Origin of the sequence: Micromonospora sp. NPDC049114 (assembly GCF_040648635.1) — a bacterium.
GTDB lineage: Bacteria > Actinomycetota > Actinomycetes > Mycobacteriales > Micromonosporaceae > Micromonospora.
This window is the reverse complement of sequence record NZ_JBEZEA010000009.1, coordinates 151,332-167,908: the sequence shown is the minus strand read 5'-3', so window position 1 is coordinate 167,908 and position 16,577 is coordinate 151,332. Positions and strand designations below refer to the sequence as shown.

The 16,577-nt window shown below is 72.8% G+C and carries 13 protein-coding genes; 11 read left to right on the top strand and 2 right to left on the bottom strand.

The window, feature by feature from the left end:
• Positions 1–4: 4 nt before the first annotated feature.
• The 7 genes from AB0B39_RS24220 to AB0B39_RS24190 all read left to right on the top strand — a co-directional run bounded on the left by AB0B39_RS24220 (position 5) and on the right by AB0B39_RS24190 (position 5,945).
• Positions 5–409 carry a roadblock/LC7 domain-containing protein gene (locus AB0B39_RS24220; protein ID WP_007460021.1) on the top strand — a complete coding sequence of 135 codons (405 nt, stop codon included), beginning with the start codon at positions 5–7 and terminating at the stop codon, positions 407–409.
• Between the two features lie 38 nt (positions 410–447).
• Positions 448–1,641, top strand: coding sequence for an ABC transporter substrate-binding protein (locus AB0B39_RS24215; RefSeq protein ID WP_357490310.1), 1,194 nt, complete (start codon positions 448–450; stop codon positions 1,639–1,641).
• Positions 1,638–2,534, top strand: coding sequence for a branched-chain amino acid ABC transporter permease (locus AB0B39_RS24210; RefSeq protein WP_357490309.1), 897 nt, complete (start codon positions 1,638–1,640; stop codon positions 2,532–2,534). Before AB0B39_RS24215 ends, AB0B39_RS24210 begins: the two co-directional genes overlap by 4 nt.
• Positions 2,531–3,559, top strand: a complete 1,029-nt coding sequence (locus tag AB0B39_RS24205; protein ID WP_357490307.1) for a branched-chain amino acid ABC transporter permease — start codon at positions 2,531–2,533, stop codon at positions 3,557–3,559. The genes AB0B39_RS24210 and AB0B39_RS24205 overlap by 4 nt, the downstream gene beginning before the upstream one ends.
• The gene (locus AB0B39_RS24200) at positions 3,556–4,299 is read left to right on the top strand and encodes an ABC transporter ATP-binding protein (RefSeq protein ID WP_357490305.1); all 744 of its coding nucleotides are present in this window, start codon (positions 3,556–3,558) and stop codon (positions 4,297–4,299) included. The genes AB0B39_RS24205 and AB0B39_RS24200 overlap by 4 nt, the downstream gene beginning before the upstream one ends.
• Positions 4,299–5,069, top strand: a complete 771-nt coding sequence (locus AB0B39_RS24195) for an ABC transporter ATP-binding protein (protein WP_357490304.1) — start codon at positions 4,299–4,301, stop codon at positions 5,067–5,069. Before AB0B39_RS24200 ends, AB0B39_RS24195 begins: the two co-directional genes overlap by 1 nt.
• A gap of 72 nt (positions 5,070–5,141) precedes the next feature.
• On the top strand, positions 5,142–5,945 hold the full coding sequence (locus tag AB0B39_RS24190) for a methyltransferase (protein WP_234581906.1): 804 nt from the start codon (positions 5,142–5,144) through the stop codon (positions 5,943–5,945).
• 102 nt (positions 5,946–6,047) lie between these two features.
• Here the strand turns inward: AB0B39_RS24190 and AB0B39_RS24185 are convergent, their stop codons facing one another.
• On the bottom strand, positions 6,048–7,301 hold the full coding sequence (locus tag AB0B39_RS24185) for a phosphodiester glycosidase family protein (protein ID WP_357575462.1): 1,254 nt from the start codon (positions 7,299–7,301) through the stop codon (positions 6,048–6,050).
• A 437-nt stretch (positions 7,302–7,738) separates the two neighbouring features.
• Here AB0B39_RS24185 and AB0B39_RS24180 point away from each other — a divergent pair, with 437 nt between their 5' ends.
• Positions 7,739–13,201 carry a carboxyl transferase domain-containing protein gene (locus AB0B39_RS24180; RefSeq protein WP_357575461.1) on the top strand — a complete coding sequence of 1,821 codons (5,463 nt, stop codon included), beginning with the start codon at positions 7,739–7,741 and terminating at the stop codon, positions 13,199–13,201.
• Between the two features lie 319 nt (positions 13,202–13,520).
• Positions 13,521–14,714 carry an endo-1,4-beta-xylanase gene (locus AB0B39_RS24175; protein WP_357575460.1) on the top strand — a complete coding sequence of 398 codons (1,194 nt, stop codon included), beginning with the start codon at positions 13,521–13,523 and terminating at the stop codon, positions 14,712–14,714.
• A gap of 45 nt (positions 14,715–14,759) precedes the next feature.
• On the opposite strand, the gene AB0B39_RS24170 is transcribed toward AB0B39_RS24175, so the two are convergent.
• The gene (locus AB0B39_RS24170; protein ID WP_234581910.1) at positions 14,760–15,089 is read right to left on the bottom strand and encodes an NIPSNAP family protein; all 330 of its coding nucleotides are present in this window, start codon (positions 15,087–15,089) and stop codon (positions 14,760–14,762) included.
• Positions 15,090–15,191: 102 nt separating this feature from the next.
• Between AB0B39_RS24170 and AB0B39_RS24165 the strand changes: the two genes are divergently transcribed.
• Both AB0B39_RS24165 and AB0B39_RS24160 read left to right on the top strand, forming a co-directional pair.
• Positions 15,192–16,073 carry an endonuclease/exonuclease/phosphatase family protein gene (locus AB0B39_RS24165; protein ID WP_357575459.1) on the top strand — a complete coding sequence of 294 codons (882 nt, stop codon included), beginning with the start codon at positions 15,192–15,194 and terminating at the stop codon, positions 16,071–16,073.
• Positions 16,074–16,147: 74 nt separating this feature from the next.
• A complete protein-coding gene (locus AB0B39_RS24160) occupies positions 16,148–16,576 on the top strand; it encodes a hypothetical protein (protein WP_357575458.1) in 429 nt (142 codons plus the stop codon).
• Position 16,577: the final 1 nt, after the last annotated feature.

The following is a 16,577-nucleotide window of genomic DNA, read 5'->3' as shown; positions in this document are numbered from 1 at the left end:
GCACGTGACCGACCACCAGGACCTCGGCTGGCTGCTGGACAGCTTCGCCGAGCGCGCGACCGAGGTCAGCCATGCGATCGCCATCTCCAGTGACGGCCTGATGGTGGCCGCCACCCGTGATCTGCCGCCGGACCGGGCCGACCAGCTCGCGGCGACGGGCAGCGGCCTGGTCAGCCTGCTGCGCGGCGCGGCGGCCTTCTTCGACGCGGGGGCGGTGATCTCCAACGTCACCCAGCTCGAAGGTGGATTCATGTTCTCGATGGCCTTCAACGACGGGGCGTCACTGCTGGTGCTCGCCGCGCCCGAGTGCGACGTGGGCAAGGTCTCCTACGAGATGACGGAGCTGGCCAACCGGATCGGCGACGCGCTGACCCCAGCGGCCCGCGCGGCGCTCGCCCGCAGCCGCTGACCCCACCGACAGACCCCTCCCCTTCCCCTGGAGACGACATGTCCCTCACCACCCCTTTGCGCAGCCGTGCCCGCACCGCGGTGCTGCTCGCGCTCGTGCTGACCGCCAGCACCGCCTGCGCCGACGACGAGCCCGGCACGACCGGCGGCGGATCCATCAAGATCGGCCTGCTCGCCTCGCTGTCCGGCACGTACCAGTCCGTCGGCAAGGAGATCCGCGACGGCTTCGAGCTGTACCTGGACACGCACGACGGCAAGCTCGGCGGCCGGCAGGTGGACCTCGTCGTCGCCGACGAGGGCAACGGCGCCGCGACCGCAGTGCCCGCGGCGACCAAGCTGCTCAAGCAGGACCGCGTGGCCGCGCTCACCGGCATCGTCGGCGGCGGTTCGGTGGCCGGCGTCTACCCGCTGCTGCAGGAGACCAAGGTCCCGCTCGTCGGCTCCAACGGCCGACCCGAGATCAAGGACGTCTCCCGGGTCTGGCACACCTCGTACCTCTCCGACGAGCCGGGCGCCGCGATCGCCCAGCACGTCCGGGACAACGTCAAGGGCTCGGTGTACGCCATCGGCCCCGACTACCAGGGTGGCTGGGACGAGCTGCGCGGCTTCACCGAGGCGTTCGCCAAGGCCGGCGGAACCCTCGCCAACCCCGACGGCAAGACCACCTTCACCCCGTTCCCGGCCACCACCAACTTCACGCCGTACTTCGCCCGGATCAAGGCGTCCGGTGCGCAGGCGGTCTACACCTTCTACGCCGGCAGCGCCGCCGTCGACTTCGTCAAGCAGTACGCGCAGTCCGAGATCAGGGACGTTCCGCTGTACGCGGCCGGGTTCCTCACCGAGGGCGGCGTGCTCAACGCGCAGGGCGAGGCGGCCCGGGACATCTTCTCGGTGCTCAACTACTCCCCCGACCTCGACAACGCCGAGAACCGGGGCTTCGTCGCGGCGTGGAAGGCCAAGCACGACGGGTCGCCGACGACGTACGCCCTGGCGTCGTACGACGCGGCGGCGGTGCTCGACCGGGCCATCGGGGCCGCCGGCGACGATCCGACACCGGAGGCCATCAACGCGCAGATCGGCAAGCTCGGGCAGATCGCCAGCCCGCGGGGCGCGTGGCAGTTCTCCACCGTCACGCACTCGCCGGTGCAGAAGTGGTACCTGCGTCAGGTCCGCCAGGACGGTCGGGCGCTGTCCAACACCGTCGTGGGTGACCTCGCGACCATCGGCCGGTGATCGCGGTGGCGGCCGGCCCGAACCGGATCGACCCGTACGTCATCCCGGCGCTGGACGGTGTCGCCTACGGGCTGCTCGTCTTCGTGGCGGCGGCGGGCCTGGTCTTCTGCTTCGGCGTCGCCAACATCCTCAACCTGGCGCACGGCATGCTGTACGCGATCGGCGGCTACACCGCCGCGGCGCTGCTCGACGGCGGCTGGGGGAGTCTGGCCCTGGCGCTGGGTGTCGGCATCCTGGCCGCCGCCGCGGCGGGTGTGCTGCTCGCCGGCCTGCTCACACCTGTCGCCACCGGCAACCATCTCACCCAGGCGCTGCTGACCTTCGGGGTGGCGCTGGCCGGCGGCAGCCTGCTCGTCGCCGGCTTCGGGCCCGACGATCCGCAGGTGCTGGTGCCCGCCGCCCTCGACGGGTCGGTGGCGGTCGCCGGGCACCGCTACGCCGCGTACCGGCTGGTGTTCATCGTGGTGGCCGCGGCGCTCGCGGCCGGGCTCTACCTGACGGTGCGGCGGACCCGGGCCGGGATGCTGGTCCGCGCCGCCGTGGACGACCCGGAGATGGTCGCCTGCCTGGGCGTGAGCCCCACGCGGATCCGGGTCGGTGTGCTCGCCGCCGGTGGCGCGCTGGCCGGCGCGGCCGGGGTTCTGGGCGCCCCGATCATCGGGCCCGGGACGGACACCGCCGACACGGTGCTGCTGCTCTCGCTCGTGGTCGTCGTCCTCGGCGGCCTCGGATCCATGGGAGGCACCCTGCTCGCGGCGCTGGCGATCGGGGAGATCCAGACCCTGGGCGTGGCGCTGCTGCCGTCGGCCGCCCCGTTCCTGCTGTTCGCCGCCATGGCTGCCGTGCTCGCCGTGCGGGCACGGGGCCTGGCCCCACGGTGGGCGGCGGCGTGAGGGACGAGGTGATCCGCCGGGTACGCCTCGCCGTCGCGACGGTCGTCCTGGCCGGCCTGGTCGTGGCGCCGTGGGTGGTGGACGACTACACCGCGGCGATCCTCGCCCGGACGCTCGCGCTGGGCCTGGTCGGGGTGAGCGTGGCGCTGCTCACCGGTGTCGCCGGCATGCCCACCCTGGGCCAGACCGCGCCGTACGCCGCCGGCGCGTACGCCAGCGCCGTGCTCGGCAGCCAGGTCTCCGACGTCGGCGTCGTGCAGGTCGCCGTGGCGGCGCTGGCCGGGGCGACGCTCGCCGCCGTGACCCTGCCGCTGATCGTCCCGGCCCGGGGAGTCATCGTCCTGATGATCACCCTGGCGATCGGCGAACTCGCCGTGACCGTCCTCGGGCGCTGGCGGTCGGTGACCGGTGGCACGGACGGCCTGGCCGGCATCACCCCCGTCCGTCCCCTGTGGGGGCTGCCGGTCCTGGCGACCGACCAGGCCCGCTATCTCTACACGCTTGCCGTCGTGGCGACACTCGTCGGCGCGGTGCTCCTGCTGCTGCGGACCCGGGTCGGGCCGCTGCTGCGCGCCGGCCGGGACGACGAGATGCGGCTGCGGGCCAGCGGGCACCGGGTGGGGCTGTACCTGTCCGGCGCGCACGTCGCCGCCGGGGCGATCGCCGGCGCCGCCGGCTCCCTGCTCGTCGTCGCCCAGCAGTACATCTCCCCCGCCGACTTCGGCTTCGACACCTCCGCGCTGCTCCTGCTCGGGGTCGTCATCGGCGGCACCGCGTCGATCGGCGGCGCGCTGGTCGGGGCGGCGCTCGTCATCGCCGTACGCGACTGGTTGTTCGGGGTGCTGCCCGGTCACGCGCCGCTGGTGCTGGGCGCCCTGTTCGTGGCGACGGTCTACCTGCTGCCCACCGGCGTCACCCGGGTCCGCCGACCGCGCGGCCGATCCCGGCCACCGATCCCCGCGCCGCGCCAGCCGGCTGCGACACCCACCCGCGACCGCGGCCCGACGCCGGAGCTGCGGGTATGAACTGCCTTCTTAGCGCCGGGAAGATCAGTGTGCGGTACGGCTCGCTGGCCGCGCTCACCGACGTCGACCTGTGCGTGCACGACGGCCAGCGACACGCAGTGATCGGGCCGAACGGTGCCGGCAAGACGACCCTGCTCAACGTGCTCGGCGCGACGACACGGCCGCAGCGCGGCACGGTGCGCTTCGCCGGCCGCGACGTCAGCCGGCTCGGTCCGGCGGCGCGGGCCCGCCGCGGCATCAACCGGACCCATCAGCGCCCCGCGGTCTTCGCGACCCTCACCACGATCGAGAACATCGAGGTCGCCGCCCTGCCTCGGACCATCCGACGCCGGAGGTGGTGGCCCGGAGGGACCCGGGGCACGGCCCGCCGGCTCGCCGCCGACCTGCTCGAACAGCTGGGCCTGTCCGATCTCGCGACGGTGCCCGCCGGTCACCTCGCGCACGGCCAGCGCCGGCAGGTGGAGATCGCCATGGCCCTCGCCGGCCGTCCGCGCCTGCTGCTGCTCGACGAGCCGGCGGCCGGGCTGTCGGCCACCGAGGTCGACCGGCTGGCCGAGCTGCTGGCGGCGCTGCCCCGGGAGGTCGCCGTCCTGCTGGTCGAGCACCATCTGGACCTGGTGTACGCCCTGTGCGACACCGTCACCGTGCTGCGCGACGGCCGGACACTGGCCGCCGGCACACCTGACGAGATCCGTACCTCGCCGCTGGTGCGGCAGGCCTACGCCGACGGGGTGTCCTGATGCTGTACGTGGAGCGGCTCTGCGCCGGCTACGCCGGGGGGATCGTGCTGCACGAGGTGGACCTCCGGGTGCACCCGGGCAGCATCCAGGCAGTGGTGGGCCGCAACGGTGCGGGCAAGAGCACCCTCGTGCACACCATCGCCGGGTTGGTGCGCGCCTCCAGCGGACGCATCGAGATCGGCGGCGTCCACGTGGCCGGGCGGCAGCCCCACCGGGTCGCCCAGTCCGGCGTCGGCCTCGTGCCGCAGGGCCGGCGGGTCTTCTCCCGGTTGACGGTGGCCGAGCACCTCGTCCTGGCGGCGTCGCCGTGGCGGGCCGCGACGCCGGGCGGCGAGGGCTGGACGGTGCCCCGGATCCTCGAACTGCTGCCCCGGCTGGCGGCACGGCTACGCCACCGCGGCTGCGAGCTCTCCGGCGGTGAGCAGCAGATGCTGGCCATCGCCCGCGCGCTGCTCGGTCAGCCACGGGTGCTGCTGCTCGACGAGCCCTGCGAGGGGCTCTCCCCCGACCTGGCCGCCCGGGTCCGCGACCTCATCGGCCACCTGGCCGCCGGAGGTCTGACCGTGCTGCTCGTCGAACAGCAGCTCCGCCACGCGATCGAGGTCGCCGACCGGGTCGCGGTGCTGGAGTACGGCCGGGTCGTCTACGACCGGCCGACCGCCGAGGCGCGCAGCGACCCGGGTCCGCTGGAGGCGATCGTCGGCATCGCCCCCACCGCGCCGCCCCCGGTGACCCGATCGAACCCTCGGCTCTGGGCCGACACCCCGTAGGTCAACCGGTCCGTCGACTCACCGGCCGACACCCCGCTAGTCACCCGATCCCTCTCGGAGAGGCAGAAGACGATGGCGACCCCCACCAGTGATGGCGCGTACACCTTCGACAACGGCGCACCGGACGCGGTCCCGCAGATGCGGGCGCTGGAGTCCTTCCTGGACCCGATCACGATGCGCCGCCTGGCCCGCCCGGTGCTACGCCTCGGCTCGACCTGCTGGGAGGTCGGGGCCGGTGGCGGCTCGATGGCCCGGCGGATCGCCCGCGCGGTCGGCACGGACGGGCACGTGCTGGCCACCGACATCGACCCCACGCACCTCGTGGCGGAGGGCAACCTGCGCGTACGCCGGCACGACGTGCGCGCGGACCTCCCGCCCGGGGACACGTTCGACCTGGTCCACGCCCGTCTCGTGCTGCTGCACCTGCCCGAGCGCCGACGGGTCCTGCGCACCCTCGCGGGCGCGCTGGCGCCCGACGGCTGGCTGCTCGTCGAGGAGTTCGACTGCACGACGCCGGTGCGGGTGCTGAACGCGCCGAGCGACGACGCCGCGAAGCTGTTCGCGCAGGTGATGGACACCATGATGGGTGTGTTGCAGGACCACGGCGCCGACCTGGGGTGGGCGCAGGACGTGCACACCGAGATGGTCCTCGCGGGCCTCGTCGACGTGGACACCATCACCCACTCGCAGAGCTGGGCGGGCGGGTCGAGCGGCACGTCGCTCTACGAGACGAACTCCCGCCAGTTGGAGCCGGACCTGCTGGCGGCGGGTCTGTCGCCCCAACAGCTCACCGCCTTCCGTCGACTGACGCGCGACCCCGCGTTCGCCGTCATGTCGTACCACTTCGTCTCCACGCGCGGCCGTCTGGCCGGTTAGACCTCCCCGGTGCGGCCCGCCTCGCGTGGCGGGCCGCACACCCCCTCAAGCGTCCTAGGAAAGAACTGCGGCGCGACAGGTGCGCCGACCCGGACAGCTCGGTCAGTGACGGCCGACGAAGATTCCGACGCCGTTGGCGACCGCGCGCTCCGTACCGTCGGAGGGGCTGTTGCGGGCGGTGGCCGCCGCCTGGCCCGGCTCGCGGACGGCGACAGTGGTCGAGCCGCCGCCGTCCAGGTTGACCGCCGCGTGCGCGCCGAGTGCGCGCAGCACGTCGGCCAGCTCGGCGATCGTGAGGCCGGCGCTGGCCGGGGCGCGGCCGGCGAGCGCGACGAGATACACCGTCCTGCCGTCCGGGCTGACGCCGGCCGCGCTGCGCACGGCTGCGGTCCTGGTGTCGAGGCCGGCCAGCGGCACGCCGTCGCGCAGGATCGGCGCACCGCCGACCGCGAACGTCAGCTTGGGAGCGCCGGCGGAGGCGAGCTTCTCGTGGACCGTCACCCGGTCGCCGACGGCGAGGTCGTCGAGCGCGTCGGCGCCACCCTCACGGCCCACCAGCACCTGGGTGTCGGCGGGGATCGCGCCCGCACCGGGCGTCCGGCCCACCGCGCTCACCACTCCACGGCGGACGGTCACCTCGTACGTGCGGGTGCTGCACGGGTCGTTGCGGCTGGTGTCGCTGCCGCAGGTCGACCGCACCCGGGAGGCCGTGCCCCAGGCGGAGGTGAAGAGGCCGACGCCGCCGACCGGGAGCGCGTACTGGTTGAGGCCACTGAGGGCGATCGCGTGCGGTCCACTCCGGACTTCGCCGGTGAGGCTCAGGGTGTCGACACGCGCCTCGCCGTTCACGCCGACGCCGAACACGTCGCGGGTCGAGGTGCCCGGGGCGAGGCCGGGTCCGAAGCGCTGGGCGGTCGGCACGGCGAACTTGAGCTGCTCGCCGTCGGCGATCTCCGGGCCGGAGGACGAGCCGGTCGGTGCGACGCCGGCGTGCGTCTCGCTGATGTTGAAAAAGTCCCCGTTCACGCCGGCGATCGCGCCCTGCGCGTTGGTCATCGCCGAGACGACCTGGCGCTGCGCCACGGTGTCCGGGTGCAGCAGGTCCACCGACACCCTGTTCCTGCGCAGGTCGGCGGTGAGCAGGTAACCGACTGCCGCGCCGCGCGGGGTGTCCACCTGGAACGAGCCGTAGGTGACGCCCGGGGCGAGCTGCTCGCTCGACGTGACGGTGACCGGGGCCACGGACGCCGACGTCGTCGTCGCGATCCCGGCGGCGTCGGCCGCCGTCGCGGGCGTGCTCAGCCCCGCGGCGAGCAGCAGCGCCAGACCCGGCCGTACGAGCTTCGATGGCCTCATCGCCGTTCCCTTCTTCGGTGCGGTTGCGGGCCGATGCCCGCAGGTTCCCGCCGGACGGGCGACTGGCCCGGGCCGGCGATGATCTTCCTGGTCAGCGGATCACCCGCCGGTGAACGACGGGGACGTCCGGGGTGAACCACCCGCACCTTCTTGATCAACTGCCGACGACCGGAGGGCGGCCAGCCCGGCCCCGCAACCGTCGAAATGACGGCAAACACCCGCTCAACGGACATCTGGGCATCCACGTTGAGGATCGGGCGGAGATCCGACGCCTACGCCCCGACAGCCAAAAAGTTTTGTTGGGTTCCTACAACAGAGCGACTGTTGGTTCGGCGGTTGCGCCATGGCGCTGTCCGTCCGGAGCCGGAAAAGTGACCACTGCCGGGAGCCGTCGACTTCCGGCACGCACATCATGGTCTACCAAAGGGGTCAGTCGGGTGTTCAACCGTGTCGCCATCGTCAACCGTGGTGAAGCCGCCATGCGGCTCATCCACGCGGTCCGGGAGCTGGCCGCGGAGACGGGCAGCCGGATCGAGACGGTCGCCCTCCACACCGACGTCGACCGCACGGCCACCTTCGTGCGCGAGGCGGACATCGCGTACGACCTCGGGCCGGCCTCCGCGCGCCCGTACCTGAACCTGGCGACGCTGGAGCGCGCCCTGACCGAGACCGGTGCCGACGCCGCGTGGGTCGGTTGGGGCTTCGTGGCCGAGGATCCGGCGTTCGCCGAGCTGTGCGAGAAGATCGGGGTCACGTTCGTCGGGCCGAGCCCGGAGGCCATGCGCCAGCTCGGCGACAAGATCGGCGCGAAGCTGATCGCCGAGGAGGTCGGCGTGCCGGTCGCGCCGTGGAGCCGCGGCGCCGTCGAGACCCTGGACGCCGCCCGGACGGCGGCGGCCGAGATCGGCTACCCGCTCATGCTGAAGGCGACGGCCGGCGGCGGCGGACGCGGCATCCGCGTGGTCACCAACGAGGCCGAACTCGTCGACGCGTACGAGCGCACCAGCCAGGAGGCGGCGCGGGCGTTCGGCAGCGGCATCGTGTTCCTGGAGCGCCTGGTCACCGGCGCCCGGCACGTCGAGGTCCAGGTGATCGCCGACGGTCAGGGCACCGCGTGGGCGCTGGGCGTCCGCGACTGCTCGGTGCAGCGGCGCAACCAGAAGGTCATCGAGGAGTCGGCCTCGCCGGTGCTCGACGCGTCCCAGGCGGCCGAGCTGAAGACCTCGGCGGAGCGGCTCGCCGTGGCGGTCGGCTACCGGGGCGCGGCGACCGTCGAGTTCCTCTACCACCCCGGCGACCGGCTGTTCGCGTTCCTGGAGGTCAACACCCGCCTCCAGGTCGAGCACCCGATCACCGAGCTGACCACCGGATTCGACCTGGTCAAGGCGCAGCTGCACGTCGCGTCCGGCGGCCGGCTCGTCGGCGAGCCGCCGGCCGAGCGGGGCCACGCCATCGAGGCCCGGCTCAACGCCGAGGACCCCGACCGGGACTTCGCGCCGTCACCGGGGCGCATCGCGCGGCTGGACCTGCCCGCCGGCCCGGGCATCCGGGTGGACACCGGTGTGAGCGAGGGCGACACCATCCCGGCCGACTTCGACTCGATGATCGCGAAGATCATCGCGTACGGGCGCGACCGCGACGAGGCCCTCGGCAAGCTGCGCCGGGCGATGGCCAACACCACGGTGATCATCGAGGGCGGCGCGACGAACAAGAGCTTCGTGCTCGACCTGCTCGACCAGCCCGAGATCATCGACGCCAGCGCCGACACCGGCTGGATCGACCGGGTCCGGGGCGAAGGCCGACTCGTGACGCACCGGCACTCCGCGGTCGCCCTGGCCGCCGCCGCCATCGAGTCGTACGAGGAGGAGGAGCGCGCCGAGCGGCAGCGGCTGCTGTCGACCGCCGCCGGTGGCCGCCCGCAGGTGCAGCACGCCAGCGGCCGGCCGCTGGACCTCAAGCTGCGTGGGGTCACCTACCGGATGCGGGTGGCGCGGATCGGCGCGCACCGGTTCCGCGTCGGCATCGAGGCGGGCGCCGCCGTGCGCACCGCCGACGTCGAGCTGGACCGCTTCGACCGGCACACCGGCCAGATCGTCGTCAACGGCATCCGGTACCGCCTGCTCACCGGCACGCACGGGCCGACCCACCTGGTCGAGGTCGACGGTGTGACGCACCGGGTCAGCCGCGACGAGGGTGGCGTCCTGCGCTCGCCCATGCCCGCGCTCGTCGTCGCCACTCCGCTGGAGGTCGGCGCCGAGGTCGAGGCGGGGGCGCCGGTGCTGGTGCTGGAGGCCATGAAGATGGAGACGGTGCTGCGCGCGCCGTTCAGGGCCCGGCTCAAGGAGTGCGCCGTCTCGGTGGGCAGCCAGGTGGAGGCCGGGGCGCCGCTGCTGCGGCTGGAGCCGCTCGCCGACGACGCGGGCGAGGCCGCGGCCGGCCCGAGCGTCGCCAGCGTCGAGCTGGACCTGCCCGCCGCCGACGACAACGCCGGGGCGTACGAGCGCAGCCGGCGCGGTCAGGAGGATCTGCGCGGCCTGCTGCTCGGTTTCGACGTCGACCCGCACGACGACCGCCGGGTGCTCGACGACTACCTCGTGGTGCGGCGGATGGCCGCCGAGGACGGGCACCGACCGCTGGCCGCGGAGGTGGACCTCGTCGACGTGTTCGCCGACCTGGCCGAGCTGAGCCGCAACCGGCCGACCGGCGAGGACGGCGGCGCCCACGTCCGCAGCGCCCGGGAGTACTTCCACACCTACCTGCAGAGCCTCGACGTGGAGCGGGCCGGGCTGCCCGACGCCTTCCAGGCGCGGCTTGCCAAGGCGCTGAGCCACTACGGCGTCACCGACCTGGAGCGCTCCCCCGGCCTGGAAGCCGCCGTGTTCCGGATCTTCCTGGCCCAGCAGCGCGCGTCCGCCGACGCCACGGTCGTGGCGTCGCTGCTGCGCGAGTGGCTGCGGGAGACCCCGCCGGACGAGTCGCTGCGCGAGCCGGCCGGTCTGGCGCTGGAGCGGCTGATCGCCGCGACGCAGGTCCGCTTCCCCGCCATCGCCGACCTGGCCCGGGGCGTGGTGTTCGCCTGGTTCGCGCAGCCCCTGCTGCGCCGCAACCGGGCCCGCGTCTACGCCCAGATCCGGGCGCACCTGCGACACCTGGACGCGCACCCGGCCGCCCCCGACCGCGCCGAGCGCATCGCCGAGATGGTCCGCAGCACCGAGCCGCTGGTGCGTCTGCTCGGCCAGCGACTGGTCCGTGACCACCTGGACAACACGGTCATGCTGGAGGTGCTCACCCGCCGCTACTACGGCAACAAGGCCCTCACCCGGGTACGGACCCGCGAGGTCGCCGACTGCGCCTTCGTGGTCGCCGAGCGCGCGGACTCCAGTGTGGTCTCCACGGCGGTGAGCTTCGACGCGCTGGGCGGGGCGCTGCGGGGGCTCGCCGAGCTGGCCGGCGACGAGGACTCCGTCGACGCCGACATCTACCTCGGTTGGGAGAACCAGCCGGAGGACTTCGACGCGATGGCCGCCGCGCTGCTTGAGGTGATCACCGCGCATCCGCTGCCGGCGCGGGTCCGCAGGCTCACCGCCACCGTCGCGGGTCGCGGCGGGGCGGTCATGCACCACCACTTCACCTTCCGCCCGTCGGACGGCGCAATGGTCGAGGACCGGCTGATCCGCGGTCTGCACCCGTACATCGCGCAGCGGATGCAGCTGGAGCGGCTGCACAAGTTCGACCTGACCCGGCTGCCGTCGTCCGACGAGGAGGTCTACCTCTTCCAGTGCGTAGCGCGGGAGAACCCGGCCGACGAGCGTCTCGTGGCGTTCGCCCAGGTCCGCGACCTGACCGAGCTGCGCGAGCAGGACGGCCGGCTGGTGGCGCTGCCGACCGCCGAGGACGCGGTCGCGGCGTGCCTCGACTCGATCCGCCGGGCCCAGTCGCGGCGGCCGTCCAAGACGCGCTTCACCACCAACCGGATCGTCATCTACGTCTGGCCGCCGAGCGAGCTGACCCGCGAGGAGATGGAGATGATCGCCGGGCGCGTGCGCCCGACGACGGTGGGCGCCGGCCTGGAGGAGATCCTGTTCATCGCGCGCCAGCGCGACCGTCGCACCGGCGAGCTGTCCAAGATCGCGGTACGGATCTCGTTCGACGCCGCGGGCGGCGCGGAGCTGACCGTCGGCACGCCGCCGGTCGAGCCGGTCGAGCCGCTCGACGAGTACCGGCTGAAGGTGCTGCGGGCCAGCAGCCGCAACACGGTGTACCCGTACGAGTTGACCAGCCGACTCGGTGACTTCGTCGAGCACGACCTCGACGACGCGTACGCGCTGGTGCCGGTGGACCGGCCGAAGGGGCGCAACCGCGCCGCGATCGTCGCCGGTGTCGTCACCACGCCAGCCACGCTGCATCCCGAGGGTGTCACCCGGGTCGTGCTGCTCGGCGACCCGACGAAGTCGCTGGGCGCCCTGTCCGAGCCGGAGTGCCGGCGGGTGATCGCCGCACTGGACCTGGCGGAGCGGATGCGGGTGCCGCTGGAGTGGTGGGCGCTGTCGGCCGGCGCCCGGATCTCGATGACCTCGGGCACGGAGAACATGGACTGGGTCGCCGCCGCCCTCAAGCGGATCGTCGAGTTCACCCAGGCCGGCGGCGAGATCAACATCGTCGTGGCGGGCATCAACGTCGGCGCGCAGCCGTACTGGAACGCCGAGGCCACGATGCTCATGCACACCAAGGGCGTCCTGGTGATGACGCCGGACTCGGCGATGGTGCTCACCGGCAAGCAGTCGCTCGACTTCTCCGGCGGCGTGTCCGCAGAGGACAACTTCGGCATCGGCGGCTACGACCGGGTGATGGGGCCGAACGGGCAGGCGCAGTACTGGGCGCCGAACCTGACCGCCGCGCGGGACGTGCTGATGGCCCACTACGAGCACACGTACGTCGCTCCCGGCGAGGACGCGCCGCGGCGGGCGGCCACCGCCGACCCGGTGGACCGTGACGTCTCGACGTTCCCGCACGACGTGGTGGGCAGTCCCTTCCGCACGGTGGGTGAGATCTTCTCCGCCGAGGCCAACCCGGACCGCAAGAAGCCGTTCGACATCCGGACGGTGCTGCGGGCCCTCGCCGACCAGGACCACCCGGTGCTGGAGCGGTGGGCGGGCATGGCCGACGCGGACACAGCTGTCGTGCAGGACGCCCACCTCGGCGGCATCCCGGTGTGCCTGCTCGGCATCGAGTCCCGGTCGGTGCCGCGGCGTGGGTTCCCGCCCACCGACGGCCCGGACACCTACACGGCGGGCACGTTGTTCCCCCGCTCGTCGAAGAAGGCCGCGCGGGCCATCAACGCGGCCAGCGGCAACCGGCCCCTGGTCGTGCTGGCGAACCTGTCCGGCTTCGACGGCTCGCCCGAGTCGATGCGCAAGCTGCAACTGGAGTACGGCGCGGAGATCGGCCGGGCGATCGTGAACTTCCAGGGCCCGATCGTCTTCTGCGTGATCTCGCGCTATCACGGCGGCGCGTTCGTGGTGTTCTCCAAGGCGCTGAACCCGAGCATGACGGTGCTGGCGCTGGAGGGGTCGTTCGCCTCGGTGCTCGGCGGTGCTCCCGCCGCGGCGGTGGTGTTCTCCGCCGACGTCAACGCCCGTACCGCCGCCGACGAGCGGGTGCGCGCCCTGGAGGCCCGCGTCGCCGCCGCGGCCGGCACCGAGCGCGCCGCGCTCGCCGCCGAGCTCGACGAGCTGCGCTCGTCGGTGCGGGCGGAGAAGCTCGGTGAGGTGGCCACGGAGTTCGACCGGGTGCACAACATCCAACGCGCCGTCGAGGTGGGCTCGGTGGACGCCGTCATCCGCGCCGCCGAGCTGCGTCCGCGCATCATCGAGGCCATCGAGGCGCGGCTGCGCGGCTGATCCGCTGCCGATCCCGCACAGTGGGGACGGCGCCGACCCATCGCGGTCGGTGCCGTCCCCACTGTCGTTGGCCCGCCGGGCGGGCCGCGCACCGTCGAAACTTTCATCCGATGACTGTCCACAGTCGCGCAGCTCACCCGACTTTTTTCCGGAAGTTTTCAGAGTTGACGAGGCCCATCGACGGCCATAATGTTTCGAACGAGTTTCCGGTGCTTCGGGGAGCGCCACCGAGCCCGAGACCGCACCCGCCCACTCATCCCCGGGCCACACCCTCCCTTCAAAGATCGACATGTGTCGATCATCGCCGAAAGGAAGGCAGATGAAGCCAAGACGGTGGATCAGCGCCGGCCTCGTCGCCGTCGCGACCGCTGCGGCGTTGAACACGATGCCGGCCACCGCGAGCCGGCCGTACGACCCGACCACACAGAGCCTCGCGACCCTCGGCCAGCGCCACGGCCTGAAGATCGGCACCGCGGTGAACGCGGAAGCTCTCAACGACGCCAGCGACCCGCAGTACCGCCGGCTGGCCTCCTCCGAGTTCTCCTCGGTCACGGCCGAGAACGCGATGAAGTGGGAGAGCCTGGAGCCCACCCGGGGCACCTACGACTGGACGGCCGCCGACCAGCTCGTCGAGTTCGCCCAGCGCAACAGGCAGGCCGTGCGCGGCCACGTGCTGGTCTGGCACAACCAACTGCCCGCCTGGCTGACCAGCGGCGTCGCCGACGGCAGCATCTCCAAGCAGGAGCTGCGCGAGCTGCTGCGCAAGCACATCACCACAGTCGTCAACCACTACCGGGGCAAGATCTGGCAGTGGGACGTCGTCAACGAGGCGGTCAGCGACCCCTGGGACACCCCGTCGACGTTGCACTACAAGGGCTTCTGGGCGCAGAACCTCGGCCCGGACTACATCGCCGACGCGTTCCGCTGGGCCCGCGCCGCCGATCCCAAGGCGCTGCTGTTCTACAACGACTACAACATCGAGGCGTTCGGCTCGGGCAACCCGGCCGACGACAAGACGCAGTTCGTCTACGACATGGCCAAGCGGCTGCGCGCGCAGGGCGTCCCGATCGACGGCGTCGGCTCGCAGGGCCACCTGGGCACCCAGTACGGCAACTTCGACACCCTGCAGGTGACCGCCGCCCTGAAGCGGTTCGCCGCGCTCGGCCTGGCCACCGCGTTCACCGAGGTCGACGTCCGCAGCCAGATGACCGCCGGCGTCCAGGCCGGCAACTCCGAGGAGATCAACCCCCGGCTGCAGGCGTCGGCGGCCAACTTCAGCGTGCTGATGAAGGCGTGTCTCGCGGTGCGCACCTGCCTGTCGTACACCGTCTGGGGTTTCAGCGACAAGTACTCGTGGGTGCCGGACTGGTTCAACGACCCGCCCGAGGGTCTGGCCACCATCTACGACGAGAACTACCAGCCCAAGCGGGCGTACCAGGAGCTGAAGTCGGACCTGATCTTCGCCGGTCCGCCGTACGTCCTGCCGCGCATCGCGCCCAGGCCACACCGCTGAACCGACACGGGTCGTGCGGGGTCCACCCTCCCCGCACGGCCCGTGTCAGCGCGGCGCGGCCAGGTCGTCGCCGGGCAGCAGCGGGCGCATGAACGTCCGCTCGTAGCGCACCACACAACCGGACTCGTCGCGGATGGCGTCGGCCGCGACGAACTCCGGGTCGTGGCCGAACCGTGCGCGGTACCGCTCGTACGCCGCCAGGCTCTCGAAACTGAACAGCGCCTCGGCCCGGTCGCTGGCGCCCTCGGCGGGCAGGAAGTAGCCGTGGTGCACGCCGCCGTGCCGGGCCACGAGCCGCATCCACGCGCGGGCGAACCGTTCGAACGCCTCGATCTGCGCGGGGTCGATGGTGTAGTGCACGACGCACGTGATCATTGACCCACCATAGGGCTCGCGCCGGACCCTGCCGCTCGACGGCCGGCAGTAGGATCACGGGCACCTCGGCGACGACTGTCGCCTCCCCCTGCCGGAGCCCGCATGTCGACAGATCGGCCCGGCGACACCGCCCGCCGTCGAGGCAGACCCCTCGGCCCGTACCGCGCGATCGGCCGAGCCCTCGCCGTCGGCTGCCTCATCGCCGTCGCCGGGGTGCCGGCCGGGTCGCCGGTTGCCGGGGCGTCCACGCCCACGACGGTGCGGGTGCTGCAGATGAACCTGTGCAACAGCGGTCGCGCCGGCTGTTACACCGGGCGGGCGCTGACCAGGGCCGCCGAGGTGATCAGGGCCGAGCGACCCGCGGTGGTCACCCTCAACGAGATCTGCCGGGACGACGTGCCCACCCTGGAGGCGGTGTTCGCGGCCACCCACCCCGGCACGGGTGTCGTGTCCGCCTTTAAGGCCGCCGGCGACCGTCCCAGCGGCGCCGACACCCGGTGCCGCAACGGCCAGGCGTACGGCATCGGGCTGTTGGCCCGGCTGGCGACGGCCGAGGGCCGGTACGCCGTACACAGTGGAATCCACCCGACCCAGGACCTCGCCGACCCGGAGGAACGACCCTGGCTCTGCGTCGACGTCGGTGGCGCCCTCAACGCCTGCACCACCCACCTGGCGGCCACCAGCCGCGCCGTCGCCCTCAGCCAGTGCGGCCATCTGCTCGACGAGATCCTGCCCGCCGTCCGGCGAAGCAGCGGGTACGCGCCCACCGTGCTCAGCGGCGACCTCAACCTCCGCCTCGGCGACGACGCCGACGTACGGTCCTGCCCGCCGGCCGGATACCCGCGCGTCGACGACGGAGCGGTGCAGCACATCCTGACGAGCGCCGACGTCATGCTCTGCTGCGCCCGCTCGGTGGGCATGGGCGGGGCTACCGACCACCCCGCCCTGCTGGCCACCCTCGTCATCGACGACCCACGCGGCTGACGTGACGTGCTGGGCGGCACCTTCCGCAGCGTCCCCGCCGGGTGCGACGCCGCTTTTCGTCGGACGGTCGTGCCATGCTGCCGCCCATCGCAGAGCAGGGAGCACAGGGCATGGTCACGGTGATCGTTCGGGATGAGACAGCGACCGGCAGAGCCATCGAGAGCTGGCCGTTGGCGGGCCTGCCGGAGCGCATCTCGGCGCGGGAGCTGGTCCGGCTGCGCGTGCGCGAGGAGGTGGCGCGGTTCAACGCCCAGCAGCCGCGGCACTTCCGGGGCCTGGTGCAGCCGACCGACACGGAGGCGACGCTGAACGGCTACCAGGTCGCTCCGGGCCGCCGACTCGACTGGGTGGCGCAGGCCGATCGCGCCTGCGCCGCGTTCGCCCGCAACGGTTTCCTGCTGTTGGTCGGCGACCGCCAGATCGAGGACCTCGACGAGGAGATCGACCTACGCACCGACCCGGACGTGGCGTTCGTCCGGCTCGTCGCCCTGGTCGGTGGCTGAC

Coding starts and splice junctions, on each gene's coding strand:
- AB0B39_RS24200 (WP_357490305.1), top strand. CDS start 3,556: ATGAACTGCCTTCTTAGCGCCGGGAAGATCAGTGTGCGGTACGGCTCG.
- AB0B39_RS24215 (WP_357490310.1), top strand. CDS start 448: ATGTCCCTCACCACCCCTTTGCGCAGCCGTGCCCGCACCGCGGTGCTG.
- AB0B39_RS24190 (WP_234581906.1), top strand. CDS start 5,142: ATGGCGACCCCCACCAGTGATGGCGCGTACACCTTCGACAACGGCGCA.
- AB0B39_RS24165 (WP_357575459.1), top strand. CDS start 15,192: ATGTCGACAGATCGGCCCGGCGACACCGCCCGCCGTCGAGGCAGACCC.
- AB0B39_RS24160 (WP_357575458.1), top strand. CDS start 16,148: ATGCTGCCGCCCATCGCAGAGCAGGGAGCACAGGGCATGGTCACGGTG.
- AB0B39_RS24185 (WP_357575462.1), bottom strand. CDS start 7,301: ATGAGGCCATCGAAGCTCGTACGGCCGGGTCTGGCGCTGCTGCTCGCC.
- AB0B39_RS24170 (WP_234581910.1), bottom strand. CDS start 15,089: ATGATCACGTGCGTCGTGCACTACACCATCGACCCCGCGCAGATCGAG.
- AB0B39_RS24175 (WP_357575460.1), top strand. CDS start 13,521: ATGAAGCCAAGACGGTGGATCAGCGCCGGCCTCGTCGCCGTCGCGACC.
- AB0B39_RS24195 (WP_357490304.1), top strand. CDS start 4,299: ATGCTGTACGTGGAGCGGCTCTGCGCCGGCTACGCCGGGGGGATCGTG.